This is a genomic window from Microbispora sp. NPDC046933 (genome assembly GCF_040644635.1).
Classification (GTDB): domain Bacteria; phylum Actinomycetota; class Actinomycetes; order Streptosporangiales; family Streptosporangiaceae; genus Microbispora.
The window spans coordinates 212,352-224,277 of the sequence record NZ_JBEYWW010000014.1 but is presented as its reverse complement, the minus strand read 5'-3'; the positions used below and the strand labels follow the sequence as shown (position 1 = coordinate 224,277).

Sequence of the window (11,926 nt, the reverse complement as noted above, 5' to 3'; positions counted from 1 at the left end):
GCAGCCCCCACCGCGCCCGCCGCCCCCGCCCCCCCCCCCGCCGCCGCGCGCGCCGCCTTCGCCGCTTTCCGCCGCCGCCCGCCTATCGGCGACGAGAAGACCGCCGACGAGTACTGGACCCGGGTCAACCACCGGGGTGAGCCTGTCACGCTGCTGGAGGGCCCCGCGTTCGCCGCGGGCGCCGTCGCCGCCTCCGCCCTCGCCCCCGGCCTTCCCGTACGCGCCCGCGCGGCCGCCGTGCTCGCCGGTGCGGGCAGCGGCGTCCTCGGCGCGTACGACGACCTGTTCGGCACGACCTCGTCGAAGGGGTTCAAGGGCCATCTGGCCGCGCTCGCGCGCGGCGAGGTGACCAGCGGAGCGGTCAAGATCCTCGGTATCGGCGCGACCGGGCTCGCCGCGGCGGCGCTCAGCCCTCGCAACTCCCAGAGCAAGGGCGTGCTGGGGCGTTCCTTCGACACCCTCGTCGACGGCGCGCTGATCGCCGGCAGCGCCAATCTGGCCAACCTGTTCGACCTGCGGCCCGGCCGGGCGATCAAGGTGGGGCTGCTCGCCGGGGTTCCCCTGCTCGCCGCCTCGATCGCCGCGCCGTACGGCCCGCGCTCCCGCCAGGCCGCCGCGCTGACCGCCGTGCCGCTGGGCGCGGCGGCGGCGCTGCTGCCCGAGGACCTGGGCGAGCGGGCGATGCTCGGCGACGCCGGGGCGAACGCGCTCGGCGCGCTGCTCGGACTGGCGGCCACGGCCCGGCTCGGCAGGCCCGGCCGGATCGCCGCCCTCGGCGTCGTCGCCGCTCTCACCGCCGCCTCGGAGAAGGTCAGCTTCACCAAGGTCATCGCCGGAAACCCGGTGCTCAACCGCCTCGACATGCTCGGCCGCCGCGCTCCGCAGACCGCCCCCGGCACGTCCAGGCCGGTGGGATGACCTGTACGACCCCCGCCGCGCGGCCGATCGCCGAGGCGTACGGCGCTCGCATGGTCAAGCGGTTGGACGGCATGGTTGAGCGGCATGGTTGAGCGGCATGGTTAGACGGCTCGGGGCGGGGATCGCCGGGGCGGCGGTCCTCATCGGGGTCATCACGGTCCTGGCGCGGGTGACCGGCTTCGGCAAGCAACTGGCGTTCGCGCGCACGGTCGGCACGAACTGCCTGGCCACCGCCTACTACACGGCCAACAACGTGCCGAACATCGTCTTCGAGGTGGTGGCGGGCGGCGCGCTCGCAGGGATGGTCGTCCCGGTGCTCGCCGGAGCCGCCGCCAGATCGGACGGCGGGGCGCGTGCGGAGATCGGCCGGACCGCCTCCGCGCTGCTGACCTGGGTGCTCGTGCTGCTGGTGCCGCTCGCGGCGCTGACCGCGCTGGTCGCGGCGCCACTGGCGCGGTTGCTCGTCGCCTTCGGGACCGGGGAATGTCACGCCGGCCAGGTCGCCGCCGTGGCCGCGCGCATGCTGGTCGTGTTCGCGCCGCAGATCCCGTTGTACGGCGTGGCGGTGGTGCTCTACGGCGTGCTGCAGGCCCATCGCCGGTTCTCGGGGCCGGCGCTGGCGCCGCTGGTGTCGAGCGTGGTGGTCATCGTCGCGTACCTGGCCTTCGGGCCGCTCAGCGGCGGCCGGAAGGACCTCACGACGGTGCCCGCACCGGCCGAGATCGCGCTGTCGGTGGGTACCACGCTCGGCGTGCTGGCTCTGGTCGTCACCGTGGTCGGGCCCACATGGCGGCTCGGCCTGCGGTGGCGGCCCACGCTCCGCTTTCCCGAGGGCGTCGCCGTACAGGTGCGGCGGCTCGCCCTGGCCGGGCTGAGCGCGCTGGTCGCCCAGCAGGCCGCCGCGGTGATCCTGATTCCCCTGGCCAACCGCGTGGGCGGGGGCGTGCTGCCCGCCTACAACTACGCGTGGGCGATCTACCAGGTGCCGTACGCCGTGCTCGCGGTGCCCATCGCGACCAGCGCGTTCCCCGCGCTCGCCGCGCGGGCCCAGGCCGAGGACGAGGGCTTCGCGGCGCTGGCGGCGCGGACGACGCGCGCTGTGGTGTTGGTCTGCGGCCTGGCGGCCGGCGCGCTCGCCGCTGTTGCGGTACCGGTCGCGCACGTCTTCCTCGCCCGGGCCGACACGGCGGTCGCCGCGGCGGAGTTCGCCAGGGCGATCGCGCTGTTCGCGCCGGGGCTCATCGGGTATGGCCTGGTGGCCCACCTCAGCCGGGTGCTGTACGCCGCGGGACAGGGCAGGGCGGCGGCCAGGGGACAGGTGGCCGGGTGGCTGGTCGTGGCCGTGGCCCAGGTGGTGTTCGTCCTCGTGCTGCCGGCCGACTGGGGCCTGGGCGGGCTCGCGCTCGGCCAGGCGGCCGGGATGACGGTCGGGGCCGGGCTGCTGCTCGCCTCGGTCGTGCGGGCGCGCGGGGCGCGGGCCGTCCACGGCGTCCCACGGGCCGGTCTGGCAGCGCTGCTGGGCGGGAGTGCGGGCTTCCTCGCGGGCGCGGCGGCCGCCCGGCTTCCCCTGGTGGGCGAGGGCCCGTGGGGCGGCCTCCTGACGGCCGCCCTGGCCGGTCTGACGGCCGTGGTCGCGGGCGTCCTCGTCGCCGCGCTCGTGGACCGCGGGGACCTGGTGGCGGCCCTGTCCGGAGTGAGACGCGGGAGAGGCGCGAGCCCGGCGGACCCGTCGGCCGAGGAGGCGGTATGAGCGAGCGAATCAGTAGGCACAGCGTCTGGCGAGGTGCTGGATTGCGTGCCTCCGGCACGACCGGACTCCAAGCCGGAGGCGAGGAGGTGGTATGAGCGAGCGTAGCGAGCGAATCAGTAGGCACAGCGTCTGGCGCATGCCACTCCGAGCCGGAGGCGAGGAGGTGGCATGAGTCGTATCGTGCTCGTGCTGGGATCGAGCGTGGGGGGCGTGGCCCGGCACGTGCGGATGCTCGCCGGAGGGCTGGTCACGCTGGGGCACCGCGTGCTGGTGGCGGGTCCCGCCAGCACCGAGGAGACCTTCGGTTTCAGGGGCACCGGCGCCGGCTTCGCCGAGGTCGAGATCGCCGACCGGCCGCACCCCGGGCACGACCTGCGGACCGCTCTGCGTCTGCGTTCGCTCGCCCGTGGCGCGGACGTCGTGCACGCCCACGGCCTGCGGGCCGGCGCGCTGGCCGCGCTCGCTCTCACCGGGTCGCGGGGGTGGCCGCGTCTCGTGGTCACCCTGCACAACGCGGTCACGGCGGGCGGCGCGATCGGCGCGGTCTACCGGCTGCTGGAACGGATCGTCGCCCGGCGTGCGGAGCGCGTTCTGGCGATCTCTCCGGACGTCGCGGAGCGCATGCGGGCCAGGGGCGCCCGGGGGGTGGACCTCGCGGTGGTGCCCGCGCCGCCGCTCGCCGAACCCGCCCGGCCGGCCGGGGACGTGCGGGCCGAGATCGCCGCCCGGCTGCCCGGCGCGGCGCAGTCGCCGCAGGCCGCGCGGGAGCGGCCGATCCTGCTCACGGTCGCCCGGCTGGCCCAGCAGAAGGGCCTGGAGACGCTGCTCGACGCGGCGGCCGGGCCGTACAAGGGTGATCCGGTCTTCGTGATCGCGGGTGACGGACCGCTGCGGGAGGAGCTTCAGGCCCGCGTCGACGCCGAGGAACTGCCCGTGGTCCTGTACGGCTGGGCCGAGCCGGCCGACCTGCTCCAGGTCGCGACGGCGGTGATCGTGCCCAGCAGATGGGAAGGGCAGCCGCTGAGCGTCCAGGAGGCGCTGCGGGCGGGCAAACCGATCATCGCGACCCGGGTGGGCGGCGTGCCCGCGATGGTGGGCGAGGCGGCCCTGCTGGTGCCGCCGCAGGACCCCGGCGCGCTGAGCCGGGAGATCGGCCGCCTGCTCGGTGATCCCGCCCTGGCCGCCCGCCTGGCGGAGGCGTCCGTACGCCGGGGCAGGGAACTGCCCGACGAGGACGCGGCGCTGCGGGCGGTGCTGGGGGCGTACGGGCTCGCGTCGTAGCGGCGAGGATGGCCGGAGGGTACGACCACCCTCCCGCGCCGGTGACACAAGACCGTCGGCCTGGTGAGCCGTCGGCTGTTCTCGACGACGAGCGCCGACGTTCCGGCAAGGATTAGGTGACGCTAAGTCTGATCCATATACTGGACGGGTTGGGGGGGAGTATCCCTTCGCGGCGGTCCCGTCATCACGGTGTCAGCACCCGGGGCCGTCGGTCCGCCGTGCGCGTACGGGCGGGAGAGACCTCCGGCAGTGTGTTCAGCGCGCGCCGGAGGTAATCGTGGTACATGCGCCCCTGTGGTTGTGGGCCCTGGTCATCGTAGGTCTCGTCGTCGTGGTCGCCGTCGACCTGTGGATCGTCGATCGTGGTGAGCCGCGCGAGTTCTCGATGCGGCAGGCCGGCATCTGGGTGGGTTTTTACGTCTGCCTGGCCGTGTTGTTCGGCATCGGGTTAACGGTCTGGGCCGGTGCCGGGACCGGTGGCGAGTTTTTCGCGGGCTATCTGACGGAGTACAGCCTCAGCGTCGACAATCTGTTCGTCTTCTACATCATCATGACCCGTTTCGGGGTGCCCCGGATCTACCAGCACAAGGTCCTGCTGGTCGGCATCGTCCTCGCGCTCGTCATGCGCGGGATCTTCATCGCCATCGGGGCCGCCGCGCTGAGCCGCTTCGGCTGGCTGCTGTACGCGTTCGGGGTCTTCCTCATCTACACGGCGTACACGCTGATCCGGGACCACAACAAGGAGGACGAGGAGTTCAACGAGAACATCCTCCTGCGCTGGGCCCGGCGGGTCTTCCCGACCACCCCCGACTACGTCGGCTCCCGGGTGACCGTGCGGGTGGACGGCAAGCGCATGGTGACGCCCATGCTGATCGTGATGATCGCCATCGGCACCACCGACCTGCTGTTCGCCCTCGATTCGATTCCGGCGATTTTCGGCCTCACGAAGGCGGCGTTCATCGTGTTCTCCGCGAACGCGTTCGCCCTGATGGGGCTGCGTCAGCTCTACTTCCTGCTCGGCGGTCTGCTGCAGCGGCTGGTCTACATCAGCTACGGATTGGCGTTCATCCTCGGTTTCATCGGGGTTAAGCTGATTCTCGAAGCACTTCACGAGAACGAGGTCTCCTGGGCTCCTCAGATCCCCATCTGGGTGTCGCTGGCGGTCATCGGCGTGACCATGGCCGTGACCACCGTCGCCAGTCTCATCAAGGCTCGCCGCGACGACAGGACCATTACTCCGGCGGAAGCCTCCCAGACGGAGGCGTCTCAGGCGGAAGCGCCGCAGGGCTAGCGAAACGGGCACTCACCCTGTTTGCTTGTTCTCGTTGTGCCACGCATTGACTGCCGGATCGGTAATATCGATCGTTAGCTCGCATGCCGGTCCATAGTCGCCAGAAGAGTACAAAGGTCATCTGTGTCCAACGAATCGTTGCCCCGCGGCCCTGAATCCGGGCCCGCGGGAAGTGCCCGGGGCCGAGTCAGGCTCGCACGCGGGGTGTCCCCGTGGCTTGCTCCGACCGCCGCGGCGGCGGCCGTCACCGCCGTCCTCACCCGCAGGTCGCCCCGTTGGGCGCTGGCCGCGGCGCCGCTCGCCGCCCTCACCGGCGGGATGCTGTGGTTCTTCCGCGACCCCGAGCGCACGCCCGGCCAGGGCAGGCTCATCTCGCCCGCCGACGGCGTCGTGCAGAGCATCGACCCGTGGCCGGACGGCCGCACCCGGGTCGCGATCTTCATGAGCCCGCTGAACGTGCACGTCAACCGGGCGCCCGCGGCCGGCACGGTCACCTCGGTCGAGCACGTGCCCGGCGGCTTCGTGCCCGCGTTCAACAAGGACAGCGACAAGAACGAGCGTGTCGTCTGGCATTTCGACACCACGCTCGGGGACATCGAGATGGTGCAGATCGCCGGCGCCGTCGCGCGCCGCATCGTGCCGTACCTGTTCGCGGGTGCGAAGGTCGTCCAGGGAGAGCGGGTCGGGCTGATCCGTTTCGGCTCCCGGGTGGACGTCTACCTGCCCGAGGGCATCACGCCGGCGGTCACCGTCGGCACCCGGACCGTCGCGGGGGTGACACGTCTTGACCACATCTGACCTCGGGGCCGGAGCCGCCTGGCCGGTGGAGGAGGCGGCCGAGGAGCCACGCGGGCCCGTCGGCAAGGCCTTCCGCCTGTCGGCCGCCGACTCCCTCTCGCTGGGGAACGCGCTCAGCGGTTTCCTCGCCGTCTGCGTTCTCGCCTGGTCGGCGATCAGCAACCTGCAGGCCGACGTCAAGTTCGTCCCCGATCCACGCTTCTTCGGGACGGCCGTCGTGCTGCTGCTCATCGGCGCGACCTGCGACCTGTTCGACGGCCTGGTGGCCAGGAAGTTCCGCGCGTCCGCGATGGGCGCCGAGCTGGACAACCTCGCCGACGTGATCAGCTTCGGCTTCGCGCCCGCCTTCATGGTGATGATCTGGGCCGGCTTCTCGGGCAAGCTCCCACTGTGGCTGGTGCTGTGCGCGGCCGGGTCGGTCCTGCTCGCCGGCGTCGTACGGCTGGCCCGCTTCGCCTGTGTGAAGACCAAGAGCGGCGACTTCATGGGCCTGCCGATCCCGATGGGCGCGATGACCGTGGTGTCGATCGTGCTGCTCTTCCAGCCGAACTACGTCACGATCGCCGCCATCTTCGCCGTGGCCTGGCTCATGGTCAGCCGCATCGAATACCCCAAGCCGAAGGGCAACCTGGCCGCCGTCGTGCTGGCCTGGATGCTGATCAACGTGGCCTGCCTGACGATCTGGGCGGCCGGTCTCGCGGGCGGCGACCAGCTCATCAAGGTGGGCGCCACCATGCAGATCGCGATCGTCTCCGCCATTCCGCTTCGCGTTCTCATGTTCAAACAGCAGCAGCGCAGGGAACGACGCTCGGAGAACGCGGGCTGACGTCGTCGCACGGACAGGGCCCCGGTCGGCTGGGGCCCGCCACCTTGGGCCCGGGCCAATCACGTGGAGATAACGCCTAGTCCAATGGAGCCCTGGTCGCCATGCCTCGTGAGCACACCCGTACGTACTTCCTCGGCAAGCTGGCAAGGGAGCTTGAGCTGCGGGGGCTGGAGGCCTCCCTGCGCCCCGACCCGCCGTCGCTGAAGGTCCGCGACCCGGACGCGGCGCTGTTCACCGAGACCGTGGACTGCGTCGCGATGTCGGACGGGTGGTTCTACCGCTGGTCCTGGGGCGACGTCGTGGAGAGCGCGGAGGAGCCCGCTCTCGCGGCCGACCGCATCGTGAAGGTCTTCACCACCGGCGAGCCCCGGCCGCACCCTGCTCTCGGCGACGCCTGACGGGTCGCCCCTGCCCTTGGCGACGCCTGACTGGGCTCTCGGCGAGGCCTGCCCGGTTCGGGCCGGTCACAGGCGGATCCACTCCGTCGCCGTGGTGACCTTGTCCAGGACGTCCGGGACCGGGTCCACGCCCAGCCCCGGGCCGTCCGGCACGTCGAGGTGCCCGCCGTCCAGTTCGAACGGCGGGGTCACGTCGGTGTGGAAGTAGCGCCGGGAGGCGGAGGTGTCGCCCGGGAGCGTGAAGCCGGGCAGCGCGGCCAGCGCGACGTTGGCCGCCCGGCCGATGCCGGTCTCCAGCATGCCGCCGCACCAGACCGCGACGCCGTGGGCACGGCACAGGTCGTGGATGCGCCGGGCCTCCAGGTAACCACCCACCCGGCCCGGCTTGATGTTGACGACCGAGCACGCGCCGAGGCTGATCGCCGCCGCGGCGTGGGCGGCCGACTCGATGGACTCGTCCAGGCAGATCGGCGTGCGGATCGACCGCGCGAGCCTGGCGTGCTGCACGAGGTCGTCGTCGGCCAGTGGCTGCTCGATCAGCAGGAGATCGAAGTCGTCCAGCCGGGCCAGATGCCGGGCGTCCGCGAGCGTGTAGGCCGCGTTGGCGTCCACCTGGAGCAGCAGCTCCTCCCCGAACCGCTCGCGGACCGCGCGGACCGGCGTCACGTCCCACCCCGGCCCGATCTTCAGCTTGACCCGTACGTACCCCTCCTCGACGTACGCCCCGACGGTGTCGAGCAGTTCGGCCACCGAACCCATGATCCCGACCGAGACGCCGCAGGGGACACGGTCGCGGGTGGCGCCGAGGTAGCGGGCGAAGGACTCACCTGTGATCCGGAGCGACGCGTCGAGCACCGCGGCCTCCAGCGCCGCCTTGGCCATCCGGTGGCCCTTGAACGGCGCGAGGGCGGGACCGACGGCCTGCGGGTCAAGCCCGCGGGGGAGCGCGGGGATCAGGAAACGCCGCAGCACGTCGGCCGCCGCGTCCACGTACTCGGAGGAGTACAGCGGCTCGGACATCGCCACGCACTCGCCCCAGCCCTCGGCCTCCGGCGTCACCACCCGCACCAGCAGGACGTCGCGGGTGGTCTCGGTGCCGAACGACGTCCGGAACGGCGCGACGAGCGGCATCGCGATCCGGCGCAGTTCGATTCCAGTGATCTCCATGAGGTGCCCGGGCTCCAGGGGAAGGACGGCTTGCGCCGACCACTATACGGAGGTCCCGGGAGGTCCTCAGAGCACCAGCCCGAGCAGGAGCACGCAGCAGAACGACACCACCGAGATGATCGCCTCCATGATCGACCAGCTCCTGACGGTCTCGCCGACCGACATCCCGAGGTACTCCTTGACCAGCCAGAACCCGGCGTCGTTCACATGGGAGAAGAACAACGACCCGGCGCCGATGGCGAGCACGAGCAGGGCGACGTGGGCGGGGGAGAGCCCGGCCGCCAGCGGCGCGGCGATCCCGGCGGCGGAGATCGTGGCGACCGTGGCGGACCCGGTGGCGAGACGGATCCCGACGGCGATCAGCCAGCCGAGCACGAGCACGGGCACGCTCGCGCTCTGCGCGGCCTCGCCGATGACCTTGCCGACGCCCGAGTCGACCAGGGTCTGCTTGAACCCGCCGCCCGCGCCGACGATGAGCAGGATCCCGGCGATCGGCGGCAGAGAGTCGGCGATCGCCGAGGAGATCCGGGCCCGGCCGAAGCCCGCGGCCCGGCCCAGCGTGAACATCGCCACGAGCACCCCGATCAGCAGGGCGATCAGGGGGGTGCCGAGGACCTCGAACACCGTGCGCACCGCGTGGCCCTTCGGCAGGACGATCTCCGCGACGGCCCGGCCCAGCATCAGCACGACCGGCAGCAGGATCGTGGCCACCGTGAGGCCGAACCCCGGCCGGGGGCGGTCTCGGTCCTCCGGTTCCCTGTCTTCCGGCTTCGGGGCCTGCTCGCGTTCGAGGCGCTCGGGCGGCGCCGGCCGCACCCACCGGGCGGCGAGCCTGGCGAACAGCGGGCCCGACACGATCACGGTCGGGATCGCCACGAGCAGGCCCAGCCCGAGCGTGAGCCCGAGGTCCGCCTTGAGCGTGTCGATCGCGACCAGCGGCCCGGGATGCGGGGGCACCAGGCCGTGCAGGACGGACAGGCCCGCCAGGGCGGGGACCGCGATCAGCAGCAGCGGACGGCCGCTCCGCCGGGCCACCAGCAGGATGACGGGGATCAGCAGGACCAGCCCGATCTCGAAGAACATCGGCAGTCCGATGAGCACCGCGATCAGCGTCATCGCCCACGGCAGGGCCCGGTCGCCGCTGCGGCGCAGGATGCCGTCCACGATCTCCTCGGCCCCGCCCGAGTCGGCCAGCAGCTTGCCCAGCATCGCCCCGAGGGCGATGAGCACGCCGACGCCGGCCACGGTCGAGCCCAGGCCGGCGGAGAAGCTGTCGATCAGCTTGTCCGGGGCCATGCCGGCCACCAGGCCGAGCACGCCCGAGCCGAGCGCGAGGGCGAGGAACGGGTGGGTCCGCAGCTTCGTGATCAGCAGCACGATGACCGCGATGCCGGCCAGGGCGGCCACGATGAGGCGGGTGTCGTGGCCGCTCCACGCGGCCGCGCTCGCGAGGGGGGTCACGAAGGGGGTCATCCGGGGGCTCCTCCGACGGTCCGTGCGGTAGCCGCTGCCCCGCACAAGCCCCCCGAATCACGCGAACCGGATCACGCGAACCGGATCACGCGAACCGGCTCACGCGCCCCGGCTCACGGAACCGGGCTGACGGAACCGGGCTGACGGAACCGGGCTGACGGAACCGGGGCGCCGGGACGAGCCGGCTTCCCGCGGCGGGACGCCGGCCGTCCGGGCGTACGTCAGGCGTACGTCACCAGCCGCGGGCCTTCCACTCGGGCAGGTGCGGCCGCTCGGCGCCGAGCGTGGTGTCCCTGCCGTGGCCGGGGTAGACCCACGTCTCGTCCGGCAGGCGGTCGAAGATCCGCTCCACCACGTCCGTGAACAGCTGCTCGAACCGCGCCGGGTCCTTCTGCGTGTTGCCGACGCCGCCGGGGAACAGGGAGTCGCCGGTGAACAGGTGGCGGCCCTGGTAGAGCAGCGCGATCGAGCCGGGGGTGTGACCGCGCAGATGGATGACGTCCAGCGTCACCACGCCGACCGTCACCCGGTCGCCGTGCTCGACCTCCCTGGTCACCTTCACCGGCAGCTCGGGGGCGTCGAGAGGGTGGGCGACGGTCTGCGCGCCGGTGACCCGGGCGACCTCCTCCAGGGCCATCCAGTGGTCGGGGTGCCGGTGGGTGGTCACGATCGAGCTGATCGGCATGTCGCCGACGAGGTCGAGCAGCCGGTCGGGCTCGGCCGCCGCGTCGATCAGCAGCCCGTCGCCGGTCTCGGCGCACCGCAGCAGGTACGCGTTGTTGCCGAAGTCGCCGACCTCGATCTTCGAGATCGTCAGCCCGGGGACCTCGCGTACGTCGGCGGGTCCGCCCTTGGTGACGTTTCCGGTGTAGGTCATGATCTTTCCTCTCTAGTTCCCGGCGGGCGGCCAGGACGACGGTGGCTCGGCGGGCAGCGCCGCCGGTGACGGCTTCGGCCAGGGCGGCGGGGACGGCAGCCTCCCGGCAGCGTCGTGCCGGAGGCGCGCATCGGGTTCGTCGTGCCGGAGGCGCGCATCGGGTTCGTCGTGCCGGAGGCGCGCATTGGGTTCGTCGTGCCGGAGGCGCGCATCGGGTGTGTCGTGCCGGTCGCGCGACCGCGGTGTGGTGAGCCGCAGGCCCGCGCCGTCGGTCCTGCCCGCGAGCCACGCGAGCAGCTCGCGCGGCGTCCCCTCCACCGCCGGGACGTCGCCGAGGCCCGTCCAGATCCCCAGGACCTCGCCGGTGTCCGGGTCGCGGGCGACGACCTCGCCCACCGGGCTCTCGTCGCCGAGCCAGAGCATCGTGTCGTACAGCTCTCGTCTCACGTACGTCTCGGGCCAGTCGGCCCATCCGTAGCCTGCCCCGAGGTCGGCGTGGTGCACCTCGACCTCCCTGAGCCGGCGGATCGGGACGTACCAGGCGGGGTGCTCAGGCGGGTTCATCCCCGAGACCGACGCGGTCCACGCCCCGGCGGGCATCTCCCTGACCGCCACGGCGAACCGGTCCGCGCTGTCACGCAGGTCGGCGAGTTGCTCTCCGGCCGGGCGGCCGGCGCCCGCCTCGATGCCGGCCTCGCGGGCCCGCGCCGAGGCGTACTGCGGGGTGCGCACCCCTGTGCGCGCCCAGGCCAGCAGGTTCACGTAGCTGTCGGCGTTGCGGGCGACGTGCGTGAGCACATGCCCCCTCGTCCACCCGGGCAGCAGGGACGGCGCGCGGAGATCCTCGTCGGTGAGGCGGGCGGCGGTCGCCAGCAGGCGCTCGGTGGCCTCGGCCAGCTCCCGCTCGATCTCGTCGATAACGGACATGGAAAGAATCATGGCCCCTGGAGCCCCCGGCCGCCGTCCCACTGCCCGCGCGGGGAAGAGGACGGCGGCCCCGGCGGTTGTATGAGCAGGGGTTTCGCGCGGATGCCGGGCGCGGGTTTGACGAAGCTCATACTCTGGTTCACGGAGCGTGTCCCACGGAAGCACGCGGGGCCGCCCCCTCCGGCCGCCGGACGATGCCCCCCGAAATTGTCGGTGGCTC

The 11,926-nt window shown here is 72.5% G+C and carries 11 protein-coding genes; 7 read left to right on the top strand and 4 right to left on the bottom strand.

Features of this window, described 5'->3' with window-relative positions:
- The 7 genes from ABZ857_RS20945 to ABZ857_RS20915 form a co-directional block, all read left to right on the top strand.
- On the top strand, positions 1-918 hold a 918-nt coding region (locus ABZ857_RS20945), incomplete at its 5' end, for a hypothetical protein (protein WP_357045235.1).
- Between the two features lie 97 nt (positions 919-1,015).
- Positions 1,016-2,668, top strand: a complete 1,653-nt coding sequence (locus tag ABZ857_RS20940; RefSeq protein WP_357045233.1) for a lipid II flippase MurJ — start codon at positions 1,016-1,018, stop codon at positions 2,666-2,668.
- Positions 2,669-2,836: 168 nt separating this feature from the next.
- Positions 2,837-3,949: a glycosyltransferase family 4 protein gene (locus ABZ857_RS20935; RefSeq protein ID WP_357045231.1), complete on the top strand. Its 1,113-nt coding sequence runs from the start codon at positions 2,837-2,839 to the stop codon at positions 3,947-3,949.
- A 277-nt stretch (positions 3,950-4,226) separates the two neighbouring features.
- A complete protein-coding gene (locus ABZ857_RS20930) occupies positions 4,227-5,240 on the top strand; it encodes a TerC family protein (protein ID WP_357045229.1) in 1,014 nt (337 codons plus the stop codon).
- Between the two features lie 138 nt (positions 5,241-5,378).
- Positions 5,379-6,038: a phosphatidylserine decarboxylase gene (locus ABZ857_RS20925; protein WP_357045251.1), complete on the top strand. Its 660-nt coding sequence runs from the start codon at positions 5,379-5,381 to the stop codon at positions 6,036-6,038.
- Positions 6,025-6,864, top strand: coding sequence for a CDP-diacylglycerol--serine O-phosphatidyltransferase (gene pssA, locus ABZ857_RS20920; RefSeq protein ID WP_357045227.1), 840 nt, complete (start codon positions 6,025-6,027; stop codon positions 6,862-6,864). Before ABZ857_RS20925 ends, pssA begins: the two co-directional genes overlap by 14 nt.
- A gap of 101 nt (positions 6,865-6,965) precedes the next feature.
- The gene (locus tag ABZ857_RS20915) at positions 6,966-7,262 is read left to right on the top strand and encodes a hypothetical protein (protein WP_030507339.1); all 297 of its coding nucleotides are present in this window, start codon (positions 6,966-6,968) and stop codon (positions 7,260-7,262) included.
- A 66-nt stretch (positions 7,263-7,328) separates the two neighbouring features.
- Here the strand turns inward: ABZ857_RS20915 and menC are convergent, their stop codons facing one another.
- From menC to ABZ857_RS20895, 4 genes are all read right to left on the bottom strand, one after another.
- Positions 7,329-8,429 (bottom strand): o-succinylbenzoate synthase, encoded by a 1,101-nt coding sequence (gene menC, locus ABZ857_RS20910; RefSeq protein WP_357045225.1) that lies wholly within the window; start codon positions 8,427-8,429, stop codon positions 7,329-7,331.
- Positions 8,430-8,495: 66 nt separating this feature from the next.
- Positions 8,496-9,902 (bottom strand): gluconate:H+ symporter, encoded by a 1,407-nt coding sequence (locus ABZ857_RS20905; RefSeq protein WP_357045223.1) that lies wholly within the window; start codon positions 9,900-9,902, stop codon positions 8,496-8,498.
- 232 nt (positions 9,903-10,134) lie between these two features.
- Positions 10,135-10,779 carry an MBL fold metallo-hydrolase gene (locus ABZ857_RS20900; RefSeq protein WP_357045221.1) on the bottom strand — a complete coding sequence of 215 codons (645 nt, stop codon included), beginning with the start codon at positions 10,777-10,779 and terminating at the stop codon, positions 10,135-10,137.
- A 12-nt stretch (positions 10,780-10,791) separates the two neighbouring features.
- The gene (locus tag ABZ857_RS20895) at positions 10,792-11,706 is read right to left on the bottom strand and encodes a maleylpyruvate isomerase family mycothiol-dependent enzyme (protein ID WP_357045219.1); all 915 of its coding nucleotides are present in this window, start codon (positions 11,704-11,706) and stop codon (positions 10,792-10,794) included.
- Positions 11,707-11,926 lie beyond the last annotated feature (220 nt).